This is a genomic window from Microbacterium indicum DSM 19969, assembly GCF_000422385.1.
Lineage (GTDB): Bacteria > Actinomycetota > Actinomycetes > Actinomycetales > Microbacteriaceae > Microbacterium > Microbacterium indicum.
Window position 1 is genome coordinate 379842 of sequence record NZ_AULR01000001.1, and the last position, 14554, is coordinate 394395.

16 protein-coding genes are annotated in these 14554 nt (G+C 72.8%); 6 read left to right on the plus strand and 10 right to left on the minus strand.

Annotation, left to right across the window (positions count from 1 at the left end; all coding sequences use genetic code 11):
- Positions 1–8: 8 nt before the first annotated feature.
- Positions 9–1205 (minus strand): class I SAM-dependent methyltransferase, encoded by a 1197-nt coding sequence (locus H576_RS0101735; RefSeq protein ID WP_029149480.1) that lies wholly within the window; start codon positions 1203–1205, stop codon positions 9–11.
- Between the two features lie 133 nt (positions 1206–1338).
- On the opposite strand from H576_RS0101735, the gene groES reads away from it, so the two are divergent.
- From groES to H576_RS0101755, 4 genes are all read left to right on the plus strand, one after another.
- Positions 1339–1635, plus strand: a complete 297-nt coding sequence (groES, locus tag H576_RS0101740; protein WP_029149481.1) for a co-chaperone GroES — start codon at positions 1339–1341, stop codon at positions 1633–1635.
- 85 nt (positions 1636–1720) lie between these two features.
- Positions 1721–2806: a mechanosensitive ion channel family protein gene (locus H576_RS13970; RefSeq protein ID WP_051172019.1), complete on the plus strand. Its 1086-nt coding sequence runs from the start codon at positions 1721–1723 to the stop codon at positions 2804–2806.
- Between the two features lie 68 nt (positions 2807–2874).
- Complete coding sequence (rarD, locus tag H576_RS13975; protein ID WP_036318629.1) at positions 2875–3828, plus strand: EamA family transporter RarD; 954 nt, start codon at positions 2875–2877, stop codon at positions 3826–3828.
- A 98-nt stretch (positions 3829–3926) separates the two neighbouring features.
- Positions 3927–5210, plus strand: a complete 1284-nt coding sequence (locus H576_RS0101755) for an ABC transporter substrate-binding protein (RefSeq protein WP_029149482.1) — start codon at positions 3927–3929, stop codon at positions 5208–5210.
- 45 nt (positions 5211–5255) lie between these two features.
- Here the strand turns inward: H576_RS0101755 and H576_RS0101760 are convergent, their stop codons facing one another.
- Genes H576_RS0101760 through tsaE form a run of 5 tightly spaced genes read right to left on the minus strand, consistent with a single transcriptional unit; the run spans position 5256 to position 8371 of the window.
- A complete protein-coding gene (locus tag H576_RS0101760; protein ID WP_029149483.1) occupies positions 5256–5702 on the minus strand; it encodes a hypothetical protein in 447 nt (148 codons plus the stop codon).
- The gene (tsaD, locus tag H576_RS0101765) at positions 5699–6760 is read right to left on the minus strand and encodes a tRNA (adenosine(37)-N6)-threonylcarbamoyltransferase complex transferase subunit TsaD (protein WP_029149484.1); all 1062 of its coding nucleotides are present in this window, start codon (positions 6758–6760) and stop codon (positions 5699–5701) included. Before tsaD ends, H576_RS0101760 begins: the two co-directional genes overlap by 4 nt.
- A complete protein-coding gene (gene rimI / locus H576_RS0101770) occupies positions 6757–7239 on the minus strand; it encodes a ribosomal protein S18-alanine N-acetyltransferase (protein ID WP_029149485.1) in 483 nt (160 codons plus the stop codon). Before rimI ends, tsaD begins: the two co-directional genes overlap by 4 nt.
- Positions 7236–7838: a tRNA (adenosine(37)-N6)-threonylcarbamoyltransferase complex dimerization subunit type 1 TsaB gene (gene tsaB / locus H576_RS0101775; protein WP_029149486.1), complete on the minus strand. Its 603-nt coding sequence runs from the start codon at positions 7836–7838 to the stop codon at positions 7236–7238. Before tsaB ends, rimI begins: the two co-directional genes overlap by 4 nt.
- Positions 7839–7897: 59 nt before the next feature.
- On the minus strand, positions 7898–8371 hold the full coding sequence (gene tsaE, locus H576_RS0101780; RefSeq protein ID WP_036318634.1) for a tRNA (adenosine(37)-N6)-threonylcarbamoyltransferase complex ATPase subunit type 1 TsaE: 474 nt from the start codon (positions 8369–8371) through the stop codon (positions 7898–7900).
- A gap of 34 nt (positions 8372–8405) precedes the next feature.
- Between tsaE and H576_RS0101785 the strand changes: the two genes are divergently transcribed.
- Entirely contained in the window at positions 8406–9053 is a 648-nt protein-coding gene (locus H576_RS0101785; RefSeq protein ID WP_036318637.1) for a ThuA domain-containing protein, read from the plus strand.
- 3 nt (positions 9054–9056) lie between these two features.
- On the opposite strand, the gene alr is transcribed toward H576_RS0101785, so the two are convergent.
- The 4 genes from alr to coaA form a co-directional block, all read right to left on the minus strand.
- Positions 9057–10154: an alanine racemase gene (gene alr / locus H576_RS0101790; RefSeq protein ID WP_029149489.1), complete on the minus strand. Its 1098-nt coding sequence runs from the start codon at positions 10152–10154 to the stop codon at positions 9057–9059.
- Positions 10151–10510, minus strand: a complete 360-nt coding sequence (locus tag H576_RS0101795) for a holo-ACP synthase (protein WP_029149490.1) — start codon at positions 10508–10510, stop codon at positions 10151–10153. Before H576_RS0101795 ends, alr begins: the two co-directional genes overlap by 4 nt.
- 144 nt (positions 10511–10654) lie before the next feature.
- Positions 10655–12508 carry a glutamine--fructose-6-phosphate transaminase (isomerizing) gene (glmS, locus tag H576_RS0101800; RefSeq protein WP_029149491.1) on the minus strand — a complete coding sequence of 618 codons (1854 nt, stop codon included), beginning with the start codon at positions 12506–12508 and terminating at the stop codon, positions 10655–10657.
- Positions 12509–12555: 47 nt separating this feature from the next.
- The gene (coaA, locus tag H576_RS0101805; RefSeq protein ID WP_029149492.1) at positions 12556–13500 is read right to left on the minus strand and encodes a type I pantothenate kinase; all 945 of its coding nucleotides are present in this window, start codon (positions 13498–13500) and stop codon (positions 12556–12558) included.
- A gap of 63 nt (positions 13501–13563) precedes the next feature.
- Here coaA and H576_RS0101810 point away from each other — a divergent pair, with 63 nt between their 5' ends.
- Positions 13564–14493 (plus strand): Ppx/GppA phosphatase family protein, encoded by a 930-nt coding sequence (locus tag H576_RS0101810; RefSeq protein ID WP_029149493.1) that lies wholly within the window; start codon positions 13564–13566, stop codon positions 14491–14493.
- Positions 14494–14554: the final 61 nt, after the last annotated feature.

Sequence of the window (14554 nt, forward strand, 5' to 3'; positions counted from 1 at the left end):
CGGCCGGCTCAGACCCGGTCGGCGAGGAGCGCGATCCGCTTCCCGGCGACGCGCATCACGAAGAGCGTCGCCGAACCGGGCCCCTGGAGCCGGAGCCGCTTCCGCAGCTCGGCGGGGTCGACGTCGACGCCGCGCTTCTTGATCTCGAGCGTGCCGATGCCGCGCGAGCGGAGCGCCTTCGCGAGCGCCTTGGGATCGGCGGGCAGCTGCTCGCGGATCCGGAAGGATCGGGCGAAGGAGCTCGTCGCCTCGGCGTCGCTCGTGAGGTAGGCGATCCCCTCGGCGACGGGGCCCGCGTCGAGGGCGCGCGCGACCTCTCCGACGAGGCGGGCGCGGATCACGGATCCCTCGGGCTCGTGCAGGAAGGCGCCGAGCGGGCGGACGGGCTCGTCGGCCGCGTCGGCGGGCGCCGTGAGCTCGTGCGCCTCGTCGCCGCGGATCACGAGGGCCGCGCGGCCGACGCCGTCGCGTCGCAGGGATCCCGACCACAGGACGAGCTCGACGGTGGACCCGTCGACGCTGATCCACTGCGCCTCCCACCCGGCGGGGATCGCGTCGCGGTCGTGCGCGGGGCCGAGCTTGATGCCGACGGGCCGGTCGTCTGCGAGGCCGTACGCCCAGTCGAGCGACGGCGAGTAGTCGTCGGCCGAGACGCGCCGCGTCTCGCTGTGCCCCGAGGTGCGGCGGGCGGGGTCGAGCCACACGGCGTCGACGCCCGCGAGGTCGGTCTCCTCGGCCCGGCCCGGCGCGACGCGGATCCGCTGATCGCCGCCGCGGAACGGCGAGAGGTTGTACGCGGCGAGCGCGGCCGTCACCTCGTCGGCGTCGACGGCGGTGACGTCGAGCCCCAGCGCCGCGAAGGCGAGGGCGTCGCCCCCGATGCCGCACCCGAGGTCGGCGACCGAGCGGATCCCCGTGCGCGCGAAGCGCCCCGCGTGGTGCGCGGAGACCGACATGCGCGTCGCCTGCTCGAGGCCCGCGCGGGTGAAGAGCATCCGCTCCGCGAAGGGGCCGAACTTCTGCTCGGCGCGGCGGCGCAGGCGCACCTGGCCGACGACCGCCGACACGAGAGCGGGTCCGTGCCCGGCGGCGCGCAGCCGCGACACGGCCCGTGCGACGTCGTTCGTCGTCTCGACGGGGTCGAGTTCGTCGACGAGCGCCAGCGCCTCGGGGGTGAGCAGGGCGTCGAGCTCGGCCATCTCCATGACGCCAGACTACGGATCTGGCACTCACGTTGCATGAGTGCCAGAGCGCGCCATAGACTTGCGATTAGCACTCTCGGGGTGAGAGTGCGAACTCTCAAGTCTTGTCGCAGGACGCAATAGGAAGAGGTACACCGTGTCGGTTTCCATCAAGCCGCTCGAGGACCGCATCGTCATCCAGCAGGTCGAGGCCGAGCAGACCACGGCCAGCGGTCTCGTCATCCCCGACACCGCCAAGGAGAAGCCCCAGGAGGGCGAGGTCGTGGCGGTCGGACCGGGTCGCATCGACGACAACGGCAACCGCGTGCCCGTCGACGTCGCCGTCGGCGACCGCGTTCTCTACAGCAAGTACGGCGGAACCGAGGTCAAGTTCGGCGCCGACGAGTACCTCGTGCTCTCGGCCCGCGACGTCCTCGCGATCGTCGAGCGCTGAGCGCGCGTCACGCGTTCTCTGAGAACCCCGGGTGCCTGGCGCCCGGGGTTCTCCGCATTCCGCCCGTCGTTCGTAGGCTGGAGGGATGACGGATGACGTTGACGACCTCGCCGCGACCGTGTCCGCGCACCCCTGGGCCGCGTGGATCACGGTGACGATCGCCGCCGCCTCGGTGTTCTTCCTCGCGCTGCTGATCTCGTGGATCTTCCGCCGCGTCTGCAAGCGGCTCGGCACGCGCCATCGCCTGTTCGCCGAGCTCGCCGAGCGCTTCCCGCGCCCCGTGTTCTGCGCCGTGCTCGTCGTCGGCCTGTTCGCGACGGTCCCGACCTTCTTCCCCGACGGCTTCGACGTCGCGGAGACGGCCGTCACCTATACGCTGACGCTCGCGACGATCGCGGTCTTCGGCTGGATCATCGGCAAGGTCATCATCCTGCTCGTCGACGGCGCGTCACTGCGCCAGGCCGAGCTCGCCGACGACGACTTCACCCGCCGCAGCCGCGAGACCCAGATCACGCTCCTGCGCCGCATCATCGTCGCGCTCGTCGCGATCCTCACGGTCGCGGCGATGCTGCTCACGATCCCCGGCGCGCGGGCCTTCGGCGCGTCGATGTTCGCCTCGGCGGGCCTCGTCTCGGTCGTCGCGGGCCTCGCGGCCCAGTCGACCCTCGGCAACCTCATCGCGGGGCTGCAGCTCGCGTTCTCGAACGCGCTGAAGGTCGGCGACACCGTCGAGGTCGTCGGCGAGGTCGGCACCGTCGAGGAGATCACGCTCACCTACGTCGTCGTACGCGTGTGGGACGACCGCCGCGTCGTCCTGCCGTCGACGCACTTCACGACGACGCCGTACACGAACCGCACCCGCAGCCAGACCGAGATCGCCGGGACCGTGCTCGTCGAGGCCGACTACGCCGTCGACGTCGACGCGATGCGGCAGGAGCTCGAGACGATCCTCGACGCGACGCCGCTCTGGGACAGGCGCCTCGCCTCGCTCGTCGTCTCGGACGCGGTCGGCGGCGTCGCGACGCTCTCGGCGACGGTGTCGGCGAAGGACGGCGACGACCTCGGCGCGCTCCGCGCCCTCGTGCGCGAGAAGCTCATCGCGTTCCTCGCCGCGCACCGCACGGCCGAGCTGCGCCGCACCCGCGTCGAGCAGGTCCCGCCCGCCGCGTGACGGGAATCCGCACATCATCGGCAGATGCGCGGCGCGGAGGGTGTCCCGCGCGCTCCTAGGCTTGAGCGGTGACCAGCGAATCCCCTGCCGCCCCGGAGCGCGCCACGACCCTCGGCGTCGCGTTCGGCTTCGGCGCCTACCTCATCTGGGGCTTCCTCCCCCTCTACTTCACGGCGCTCGCCCCGACGGGTCCGTGGGAGACGCTCGGCTGGCGCGTCATCTTCTCGCTCGTGCTCTGTGCGATCCTGCTCTTCGCCACGCGCGGCTGGCGGCGCGTCTTCGCGATCGTGCGCACGCCCCGCACGCTCGGGTGGACGGCCGTCGCGGGGATCCTCATCTACGTCAACTGGCAGGTGTTCCTCCTCGCCTCGCAGACGGGGCACGTGCTCGAGGCGAGCCTCGGGTACTTCATCAACCCGATCGCCACGGTCCTCCTCGCCGTCCTCGTGCTGCACGAGCGGCTGCGCCCCCTGCAGTGGGCCGCGATCGGCGTCGCGGCCGTCGCCGTCGCCGTCATCGTCGTGTTCTACGGATCCGTTCCGTGGACGGCCCTGATCCTCTCGGCCTCGTTCGCCCTCTACGGGCTCGTCAAGAAGGTGAAGCTCTCGCGGGTCGACCCGGTCAGCGGGCTGACGTTCGAGACCGCCTGGCTCACGCCCCTCGCGATCGTGCAGCTCGTCGTGGTCTCGGCGACCACGGGGATCACGCTCGGGCACGGCGGCGCGGGTCACACGATCCTGCTCGCCCTCGCGGGAGCCGTGACCGCGGTGCCCCTCCTGCTCTTCGCCGCCGCGACGCAGCGGGTCTCCCTCACGACGACGGGGCTCCTGCAGTTCGCGGCGCCGATCCTGCAGTTCGTCACGGGCGCGTTCCTGCTCCACGAGGCGATGCCGCCCGAGCGGTGGCTCGGGTTCGCGATCATCTGGGTGGCCTGCGCGCTCCTCATCGTCGACATGTCGCTCGCGGGCCGCCGAGCGCGGAACGCCCGGCTGGCGCGAGTTTCCCTGGATCCCCTTCCCTGAAAACATCCTGGAAACAAACCGACAGTACTTTCGGCGCAACCGCGACGCCCACAGCAGACCCACCCGAGCCGCGGTGTGACGAAAGGACGGAACCCACGATGGTTCGATCCCGCAGGATGCTCGGCGCCATCGCGCTCAGCGGCGCCGCCGTGCTCGCCCTTGCCGGGTGCGGCGGCGGAAGCGACGCCGACGCGACGAGCGACGAGACCGCAGGCGCCTCGAGCGCCCCGATCGAGGCAGGCGATCTCAGCCTCAAGATCGGCACCTCGCTGCCGCAGACCGGAGACCTCGCGTTCCTCGGCCCGCCCGAGGAGGCCGGCGTCGCGTACGCCGAGTCGCTCATCAACGACTACACCGACACGACGGGCCTCGACCTCACGGTCGTGACCGGCGACTCGGGAGACCTCACGAACCGCGCGTTCGAGACCGAGATCCCCCGCGTCCTCGGCGAGGACGTCTCGGCGATCGTCGGCGCGGCGTCGTCGGGCGTCTCGCTGCAGTTCATCGACCAGGTGATCGGCGACGGCGTGATCCTCTTCTCGCCCGCCAACACCTCCGACCAGTTCACGACCTACGACGACGACGGGCTGTACTTCCGCACCGCCCCGAGCGACGTCCTGCAGGGCGCCGTGCACGGCAACTTCATCGCGAGCGAGGGCAAGCAGACGCTGGGCCTCATCGTCATGAACGACGCGTACGGCACGGGCCTCGCGAAGTACATCACCGAGGCGTTCGAGGGCGCCGGCGGCGAGGTCGTCGCGGCCCCGACGTTCAACGCCGGCGACACGACGTTCGACTCGCAGGTGTCCGAGGTGCTCGCGCAGGACCCCGACGCGATCTCGATCATCGCGTTCGACCAGACCAAGACGATCGTCCCGGCGCTCGTCGACGCGGGCTACCCGGCCGACCAGATGTACTTCGTCGACGGCAACCTCGCCGACTACTCGGCCGACTTCCCCGAGGGCACCCTCACGGGCGCCAAGGGCACCTACCCCGGCCCGACGCCGGCGCAGGTGCAGGACTGGGTCGACAGCCTCGACGCGTACGTCGCCGACTCCGGCATGGACGCGCTCACCGACTACACCTACGGTCCCGAGTCGTACGACGCCGTGAACCTGCTCGCCCTCGCGGCGCTCAAGACGCAGTCGACCGACCCGGCCGACATCGCGGGAGCGCTGCAGGAGGTCTCGGGCGGATCGGGCGACGGCGAGAAGTGCACGACGTTCGCCGACTGCGCCGACATCATCCTCGCGGGCGGCGTCGCCGACTACGACGGCATCTCGAGCCCCGTCACGTTCGACGACGTGGGCGACCCGACCGAGGGCATGATCAACATCTACGAGTACCAGGACGACAACACGTACGTCCCGTACGAGGGATGATCTGATCGGATCCGGCCCCGTCTCCTCCGGGAGGCGGGGCCGTCCTCATGCCAGCTGGGGCAGGATCCACACGAGCCAGTACGCCGAGCAGGCGACCGAGAGCAGGCCCGTGCCGATCGCGGCGGCGCACCACGCGCGGTTCTCGTGCGAGCGGAAGATCGTCGCGGCCGCGAGCGCGGCGCCCAGGAGACCCGCGATCCCGCCCCACGGCGTGACCCACGAGGCGAGGAGCCCGAGAGACGCGAGGCCGACGGCGATGAGCGTCAGCCGCGAGACCCGCGTCGCGCGCTCGCGGCGCGTGAGCTCCTGGTGGGCGGCCTCGGGGTGGATCCAGCCGAACGTGTCGGACGCGATGACGGCGATCGCGCCCGTCTGGGCCGCGACCTGCTGCTTGTGCTCCTCGGTGGGCTCGAGGGTCAGCGCCTCGTAGCCGCGCGCGTCGTCCGGGGCGTCGTCCGCCTCGGTCGGGATCCCGGCGCCCGTCTCGGTCATGTGCGCTCGGCCACCTGGATGTCGGTGACGGGCAGCGTCGAATCGGCCCCGAAGCCGAGCGTCGACGGCGCGTGGCCGCGCGCGACGAGCTCGGCCGCGAGCCCCGCGATCATCGCGCCGTTGTCGGTGCAGAGGTCGAGAGGCGGGATCCGCACCTCGACGCCCTGCGCCGCGCCGCGCTCGCGCGCGACGTCGCGGAGGCGCCTGTTCGCGATGACGCCGCCGCCGAGCAGGAGCCGCGGGACGCCGTATTCGGCGCACGCGTCGAGCGCCTTCGTGACGAGGACGTCGACGACGGCCTCGCGGAAGCTCGCCGCGACGTCGGCGCGCGGGATCTCCTCCCCCGCCGCCTCGCGCTGCTCGACCCAGCGCGCGACCGAGGTCTTGAGGCCCGAGAACGAGAAGTCGAAGCGGTGCTTCTCCCTGTCGCTCGCCCGGGTGAGGCCGCGCGGGAACCGGATCGCGCGGGGATCCCCGCCCTCGGCGGCCCTGTCGATCTGCGGGCCGCCCGGGTAGGGCAGGCCGAGGACGCGCGCGACCTTGTCGAAGGCCTCGCCCGCCGCGTCGTCGATCGTCTCGCCGAGCAGCTCGACGTCGCCCGCGATGTCGCGCACGAGGAGGAGCGAGGTGTGCCCGCCCGAGACGAGGAGGGCCACCGTCGGCAGCTCGAGCGGCTCGACGCCGTCCGTGAGCATGTCGGCCGACACGTGGCCGACGAGGTGGTTGACGGCGTAGAGGGGCTTGCCGAGCGAGAGCGCGAGCGCCTTCGCTGCTCCGACGCCGACCATGAGGGCGCCCGCGAGGCCGGGGCCGCTCGTGACGGCGATGCCGTCGAGGTCGGCGAGCTCGATCCCGGCGTCGGCGACGGCCTTCTCGAGGGTCGGCTGGAGCGCCTCGAGGTGCGCGCGGGCGGCGACCTCGGGCACGACGCCGCCGTAGCGGGCGTGCTCGTCCATGCTCGACGCGATCGTGTTGGCGAGCAGCGTGCGGCCGCGGACGATGCCGACGCCCGTCTCGTCGCAGCTCGTCTCGATGCCGAGGATCAGCGGCTCGCTCACGCGGAGGCTCCCGTCTCGTGGGCGGCTCGCCACGACGGGACGTCGAGGCGCATGATGATCGCGTCGACGTCGTCGGGCTGGTAGTAGTGCGGGCGGCGGCCGATCTCGGCGAAGCCCTCGCTCGCGTAGAGCGCCTGGGCGACGGCGTTGTCGTCGCGCACCTCGAGGAACACCTCGCGCGCGCGACGGGCGTCGGCCTCGCGGATGAGGGCCGCGAGCAGGGCGCGGCCGCGGCCGGATCCGCGCGCCTCGGACGACAGCGCGATCGTCTGCACGTCGGCGTCGGCGCCGCCCCGCAGGTGGCGGAGGCCCGCGTAGCCCACGATGCGCCCGCCCTCCTCGTCGACGAGGTAGCGGCCGTGCGGCGAGGCGAGCTCGTCGCGCATCATGTCGTCGCTCCACGCGTCGGTCGGGAACGCGGCGCGCTCGATCGCCATGATCGCGCCGAGGTCGTCGGGTGTCGCGTCGCGCAGCGTCACGCGCTCACCCGCTTCGGCGCCCCGGGCAGCTTCGCGTCGGGCGCGCGCAGGTAGAGCGGCTCGTCGAGCTCAGGGATCCGCCCCGCCGCGAGCATGCGCGCGGCGACGCGGCCGAGGGATCCCGCGGAGATGCGCTCGGTGAGGCCCCCGCCGTCGCAAGCCTGCTCGAGGTGGGGCTCCGTCGTGCGGACGGGGATCCCGTCGGCGTCGACGCCCGCGTACGCCGAGACGGCGTGCTCGCGGCGGCGCGCGTCGGTCGTGATGGTCGGCGCGCCCTCGCCGCGCTCGATCGCCTCGAGCGCGGGGGCGTCGTGGCTCACGACGGGGACGACGGGGATCCCGCGCCCGACCGCGAAGGCGCGCGCCGCGGCGATCCCGATCCGGAGGCCCGTGAAGGGACCGGGACCCATGCCGGCGGCGACCGCCTCGATGTCGAGCGGGGTGGCGCCGGCGCCCTCGAGCGCCCCCTCGATGAGGGTTCCGATGACCTCGGCGTGGCCGCGGGTGCCCTCGCTGTCGGCCTGCGACAGGATGGCTCCCGTCGCCCGGTCGACGACCGCGACGGTCGTGCCGAGGGACGTGTCGATGGCGAGGATCATGATCGGATCAGCCTATCGGGCGGGCCCCGGATCGGGCCTGAGCGGGGCGCCTCGCCGTGCTATCCGACGCGCGTGATCACGAGGCGGCGCGGGGCGTCGAGGTCGAGGTCCTCCGGCGCATCGCCCGCCTCGCCGACGGGGCGCTCGATCTCGATGTCCCACCAGGAGTCCGCGATCGCGTCGACGGCGCCGCGGCCCCACTCGACGATGACGACGGATCCGTCGAGGTCGATGTCGAGGTCCTCGAGCTCGGCGGCGTCGCCGAGGCGGTAGGCGTCGGCGTGGACGAGGGGCGCGCCTCCCGTGAGCGAGGGGTGCGTGCGGGCGATCACGAAGGTCGGGCTCTGCACGGGGCCGCGCACGCCCATCCCCTCGGCGATGCCGCGCGTGAGCGTCGTCTTGCCCGCGCCGAGCGGCCCCGTCAGGACGATGAGGTCCCCCGCCGCAAGCTCGGACCCGATCGCGCGGCCGAGCTCCTCCATCTCGTCCGACGTCGAGATGTCGTGCGCTCCGAGCAGGCGATCCGGGACCATGCGTCCATCCTCGCGCACACGGCATGATGGACGCATGCGTGCCATCGTCGCCGCCGCAGACGGCCGATACCGGGATCCGTGGCATCCCTTCGACGAGACGACCCCCGCGCTCGCCGCGGTGCTGCGCGGGGCGGGGTTCGACGTCGAGGTGCTGCCGGTCGACGACGCGCTGCAGGCGCTCGGCGGATCCGCCCTCCTCGCGGTGAACGCGGGCGACTCGTGGCGCCACGACCCGCCGCCCATCGGGGCGCCGGACGCCGCCGTATCGGGGCTCGACGCGGCGCTCGCGCGCGGGATCGGGGTCCTCGCGATGCACACCTCGCTGTCGTCGCTGCGCGACTACCCCGCGTGGCCCGGCGCCGTCGGCGGCATGTGGGTGCCGACGATCTCGATGCACCCGCCGAGCGGCGACACCGTGATCGACTGGGCGCCGCACCCGCTCGCCGGCGACGAGCCCCTCGCACTGCACGACGAGCGGTACTCCTTCATGCAGGCGTTCGGGCCGCGCGACGTCGTCGCGTCGCACACCCTCGACGGCATCGTGCACCCCGTCGTGTGGACGCGGCGGCACGGGTCGTCGCGCGTCGCCGTCGACCTCCTGGGCCACGACGCGCGCTCGTACGAGTCGGCGCCGCACCGGGCCCTGATCGCGCGCCTCGCGCGCTGGGCGAGCGCCTCGTAGCCGCTACGTGACCGTTCGGCGGACGCGGGATCCGATCCGGGTGACGATCTCGTAGTTGATCGTGTCCGCGGCGCGCGCCCACTCCTCGACGGCGGGGGCGCCCGTCATGGGATCCCCGAACAGCGTCGCCTGGTCGCCGATCGCGACGGGGCGGTCGCCCACGTCGACGACGAACTGGTCCATCGCGATCCGGCCGGCGACGCGGAAGGTGCGCCCGCCGATCCGCACGGGGCCGGCGTTCGACGCCTGGCGCGGGATGCCGTCGGCGTAGCCCAGCGGGACGAGGGCGAAGGTCGTGTCGGCCTCGGCGCGGTGCGTGTAGCCGTAAGAGGCGCCGTGGCCCGCTGCGACGCGACGGACGGCGACGACGGGCGCGCGCAGCGTCATGGCGGGGCGCAGTCCGAGCTCCGCCGCCGTGCGGTCGTCGAAGGGCGAGAGGCCGTAGATCCCGAGCCCCACCCGCACGGCGTCGTAGCGCAGCGTCGGCAGGTCGATGGCGGCGCCCGTCGCGGCGATGTGGCGGATCCGCGGCGTCAGGCCCGCGCGCCGCGCCGCCGCCACGGCGTCGTCGAACGCGGCGCCCTGGGCGAGGTCATCGGCGGCCGACGTGCCGGACAGGTGGCTGAGGATCCCGTCGACGCGGATCGCGCCCTCGGCCTCGAGGCGCGCGGCCTCGGCGAAGGTCGCTGCCCAGTCCGCGGGCGCGATGCCGTTGCGCCCGAGGCCCGTCTCGACCTTGAGGTGCACCGTCGCCCGGCCGGCGGCCGCGACGCGGCGCAGCTGCGCGAGGCTCGAGACGCCGAGCTCGACGCCCTGCGCGATCGCGGGGCGGAAGTCGGCGTCGTTCGCATGCAGCCAGGCGATGACGGGCGCCGCGATGCCCGCCTCGCGCAGCTCGAGCGCCTCGGCGATGTCGGCGACGCCGAGCCGCGTGGCGCCGCCCTGCAGCGCCGAGCGTGCCGCCGTCGCGGCACCGTGGCCGTAGCCATCGGCCTTCACGACGGCGATGAACTCGCGCGTTCCCGTCAGCGAGCGGAGCGTGCGGACGTTGTGCTCGATCGCGTCCGCGTCGATCACGGCCTCGCGTGCCTCGGTGCTCATGCGTCGCCCTCCAGCACCGCGTATGCGAGGGCGAAGCCGCCGTCGTGCGAGAGGCTGAGGTGCTGGCGCACCGCCCCGCGGGCCGCGACCGTGCGGGCCGTCTCGCCCGTCAGCACATAGCGCGGCGCCTGCCGCTCGCCGTTCCTCGGCACTTCGATCTCCTGCCAGCTGACCCCGTCGGATCCCCCGAGCGCCTTGATCAGCGCCTCCTTCGCCGCGTAGCGCACGGCGAGCGACCGGAGCGGGAGCTCCTGCTCGTGCGGCGTGAACAGCCGCTGCATGAGGCGCGGCGAGCCGGCGACGTGCCCCTCGAACCGCGCGATGTCGACCATGTCGACGCCGATCCCGACGATCATCCCTCTATCCTGCCCCGCCCGGCTGGGATCCTTCCGCCGCCCCACCGCCGCGGGCAGGACTACGGCAGAAAGCGCGCGGCCCGCCGCCGAAACCGTTTCAGCCGACCGGCGAGACGAATTCTGCCGTGGTCCTGCCGGCGCGGGTCACTCGACCGTGACCGACTTCGCCAGGTTGCGCGGCTGATCGACGTCGAGGCCCTTCGCGGTCGCGAGGCCCATCGCGAAGATGTGCAGGGGCACGACGGCGAGCAGCGGCTCGAAGAGCGGGCTCGCGAGCGGGATCCGCAGCACCTCGTCGGCGTGCGGCAGCACGGCCGCGTCGCCTTCCTCAGCGATCGCGATGATGCGGGCGCCTCGCGCACGGATCTCCTCGATGTTCGAGATGACCTTCGCGTGCATCGTCGCGGCGCCGCGCGGCGACGGCACGAGCACGAAGACCGGCTGGCCCGGCTCGATGAGCGCGATCGGCCCGTGCTTCAGCTCGCCGGCGGCGAAGCCCTCGGCGTGGATGTAGCTGATCTCCTTGAGCTTGAGCGCGCCCTCGAGGGCGATCGGGTACCCCACGTGGCGCCCGAGGAACAGGACGGACCGGGTGTCGGCCATCCAGTGCGCGAGCTGCTCGATGCGCTCCTGCTCGTTGTCGAGGATCCACTGGATCTTGCCCGGCATCGTCTCGAGCTGCTCGATGGCCTCGTCGGCGATCGACGGCGCGAGCGTCCCGCGCAGGCGCCCGACGTGCAGCGCCAGGAGGTAGAGCGCCGTGATCTGGGCGACGAACGCCTTCGTCGAGGCGACGGCGACCTCGGGGCCCGCGTGCGTGTAGACGACCGCGTCGCTCTCGCGCGGGATCGTGGCGCCCTGCGTGTTGCAGATCGACAGGGTCTTCGCGCCGAGGCGCGCGGCCTCCTTGACGGCCATGAGCGTGTCCATCGTCTCGCCCGACTGGCTCACCGACACGACGAGCGTGCGCTCGGTGATGATCGGGTCGCGGTAGCGGAACTCGTGCGCGAGCTCGACGTCGACGGGGATCCGCGCCCACTGCTCGATCGCGTACTTCCCGACGAGGCTCGAGTAGTAGGCGGTCCCGCAGGCGAGGATCGTGATCCGGTCGATGCCCGTGAAGAGCTCGTCGAGGCCCTCGAGCTCGGGGATCACGATCGCGCCGTCGTGGATCCGGCCCATGACGGTGTTGGCGACGGCCTCGGGCTCCTCGGAGACCTCCTTCGCCATGAAGCTCGACCAGCCGCCCTTGTCGGCGGCGGCCGCGTCCCACGACACCTCGAACGACTGCGGCTCGACGACGTTTCCGTCGAAGTCGGTCACCCGGACGGAGTCGGGGCGGATCGAGACGATCTCGTCCTGCCCGATCGCGAGAGCGTGGCGCGTGTGCTCGACGAACGCCGCGACGTCGGATCCGAGGAAGTTCTCGCCCTCGCCGAGGCCGATGACGAGGGGCGAGTTGCGGCGCGCGCCGACGACGAGGCCCGGGTGGTCCTCGTGCATCGCGAGGAGCGTGAAGGCGCCGTCGAGGCGGCGCGCGACCGCGCGGAACGCGGCCTCGAGGTCGCCCTCGTGCGCGCGGTACTCGCGCCCGAGGAGCACGGCGGCGACCTCGGTGTCGGTATCGCTGCGGAACGCGAAGCCCTGCTCGAGGAGCTCGGCCTTCAGCTCGGAGAAGTTCTCGATGATGCCGTTGTGGATGAGCGCGAGCTTGTCGTCATCGGCGAGGTGCGGGTGGGCGTTGCCGTCGGTGGGGCCGCCGTGCGTCGCCCACCGGGTGTGCCCGATGCCCGTCGTCCCGGCGCCGAGGGGCGCCTCGTCGAGCGACTCGCTCAGCCGGGCGAGCTTGCCGGCGCGCTTGCGCATGCCGAGCGATCCCTCGCCGTCGATGACCGCGATGCCCGCCGAGTCGTACCCGCGGTACTCGAGGCGCGCGAGCCCCGACATGAGGATCGGCTGGCTCTCGCGAGGGCCGACGTATCCGACGATTCCACACATGCCGACAATCGTATTCTGGGCGGCCGTGCGCGAGCCGGATCCCCGGGTCAGAACTTCCTGAGGAGCACGCTCTCGACCGCGTGGTCGCGGCCCTTGCGCAGCACGAGCGTGCCGCGATGCTTCGTCGGGGCGACGTTCTCGACGAGGTTCGGGAGGTTCGTCTCGTTCCAGATGTCGCGCGCCGTCTGCGCCGCCTCGTCGTCCGAGAGGTGCTGGAACACGTTGAAGTACGACGCGGGGTTCGCGAAGGCGCCCGCTCGCAGCTGCAGGAAGCGGCTCACGTACCACTCCTCGATGTCGGCCGTGTCGGCGTCGACGAAGATCGAGAAGTCGAACAGGTCGCTGACCGCGACGTCGTTGGGCGCGGGCGGCGGCTGCAGCACGTTGAGCCCCTCGACGATGAGCACGTCGGGCCGGCGCACGACGACCGAGGCGTCGGGCATGATGTCGTACTTCATGTGCGAGTAGAAGGGCGCGCGCACCTCCTCCTCCCCCGACTTCACGCGCGTGACGAAGTCGACGAGCGCACGCCGGTCGTACGACTCGGGGAAGCCCTTGCGCGCCATGATCCCGCGGCGCTCGAGCTCGGCGTTGGAGAGCAGGAACCCGTCGGTCGTGACGAGCTCGACCCGCGGCGTGTCGCTCCACCTGCTCATGAGCTCGCGCAGGAGTCGCGCCACGGTCGACTTGCCGACGGCGACGGATCCCGCGACGCCGACGACGAACGGGATCCGGGGGGCGTCGGTCCCGAGGAACGCGCTCGTCTCGGATCCGATGCCGCGGAGCCCCGCCGCGTACGTGCTCATGAGGCGGCTGATCGGCAGGTAGACGTCGCGCACCTCGCGCAGGTCGAGGCGGTCGCCGAGCCCCCGGATCTGCACGACCTCCTGCTCGGTGAGCGGCTGCTCGAGGCCCTGCGCGAGGCGCGACCATTCGGCGCGCGGGATCTCGCGGTACAGCGAGAGCTGCAGGGATTCGGCTGCGGGGGTCATCCGGATGATCCTACCCACGGGCCCGCGCCGTGCCGCGTCGCGCCGTGGCCCTACTCTGAGGGGATGCGGCTCGGCGTTCTCGACATCGGCTCGAACACGGTTCACCTCCTCGTCGCCGATGCGCACCCCGGCGGACGCCCGCTCGCGACGACGAGCGAGAAGACGACCCTGCGGCTCATGCGGTTCGTCGAGGACGACGGATCGATCTCACCCGTCGGCGTCGCCGCGATCGTCGAGGCGACGGCGCGCGCCCGCGAGACGGCCGAGCGCGAGGGCGTCTCGGAGCTCCTCGCGACGGCGACCTCGGCGGTGCGCGAGGCGACGAACGGCCCCGAGGTCATCGCCCGCATCGAGCAGGCGCTCGGGCAGCCGCTGCAGGTGCTCGGCGGATCCGAGGAGGCCCGCTTCACCTTCCTCGCCGTGCGGCGCTGGTTCGGGTGGTCGGCCGGGCAGATCCTCCTGTTCGACATCGGCGGGGGTTCGCTCGAGATCGCGGGCGGATCCGAGGAGCTCCCCCACGTGGCCGAGTCAGTGCCGCTCGGGGCGGGTCGCATGACGGTCACGTTCCTGCCCGGGGACCCGCCGGGCGACGTGTCCGTCGACCGGCTGCGCGCCCACGCGGCGCGCGTCCTCGGCGACGTCGCGGGGCGCTTCGGCTCGCTGCCCTCCCCCGACCACGTCGTCGGGTCGTCGAAGACGATCCGCTCGCTCGCGCGGCTCGCGGGGTACCGCCGGCCGGGGTGGTCGGGCATCGACCGGTGGGTGCTGCCGCACGCCGCCCTCGGAGCGTGGATCCCGGTGCTCGCGCGGATCCCCGCGAAGGCCCGCCAGGAGCTCCCCGGCATCACCCCGGAGCGCACCTTCCAGATCACGGCCGGCGCCGTCGTGCTGCACGAGGCGATGGCCGCGCTCGGCGTCGACGAGCTGGAGATCAGCCCCTGGGCGCTGCGCGAGGGCGTGCTGCTGCGGTACATCGAGGACATGGGCTGGTAGCGGCCCCGGACGACGACGCCCCGGATCGCGTGGGGGCGATCCGGGGCGTCGGGGCGGGCTG

Bases quoted from the DNA above. Each gene is read 5' to 3' on its own strand.
- H576_RS0101735 (WP_029149480.1), bottom strand. From the start codon at position 1,205: ATGGAGATGGCCGAGCTCGACGCCCTGCTCACCCCCGAGGCGCTGGCG.
- H576_RS13970 (WP_051172019.1), top strand. From the start codon at position 1,721: ATGACGGATGACGTTGACGACCTCGCCGCGACCGTGTCCGCGCACCCC.
- H576_RS0101755 (WP_029149482.1), top strand. From the start codon at position 3,927: ATGGTTCGATCCCGCAGGATGCTCGGCGCCATCGCGCTCAGCGGCGCC.
- H576_RS0101760 (WP_029149483.1), bottom strand. From the start codon at position 5,702: ATGACCGAGACGGGCGCCGGGATCCCGACCGAGGCGGACGACGCCCCG.
- tsaB (WP_029149486.1), bottom strand. From the start codon at position 7,838: ATGATCCTCGCCATCGACACGTCCCTCGGCACGACCGTCGCGGTCGTC.
- tsaE (WP_036318634.1), bottom strand. From the start codon at position 8,371: ATGGTCCCGGATCGCCTGCTCGGAGCGCACGACATCTCGACGTCGGAC.
- H576_RS0101785 (WP_036318637.1), top strand. From the start codon at position 8,406: ATGCGTGCCATCGTCGCCGCCGCAGACGGCCGATACCGGGATCCGTGG.
- alr (WP_029149489.1), bottom strand. From the start codon at position 10,154: ATGAGCACCGAGGCACGCGAGGCCGTGATCGACGCGGACGCGATCGAG.
- H576_RS0101795 (WP_029149490.1), bottom strand. From the start codon at position 10,510: ATGATCGTCGGGATCGGCGTCGACATGGTCGACATCGCGCGGTTCGAG.
- glmS (WP_029149491.1), bottom strand. From the start codon at position 12,508: ATGTGTGGAATCGTCGGATACGTCGGCCCTCGCGAGAGCCAGCCGATC.
- coaA (WP_029149492.1), bottom strand. From the start codon at position 13,500: ATGACCCCCGCAGCCGAATCCCTGCAGCTCTCGCTGTACCGCGAGATC.
- H576_RS0101810 (WP_029149493.1), top strand. From the start codon at position 13,564: ATGCGGCTCGGCGTTCTCGACATCGGCTCGAACACGGTTCACCTCCTC.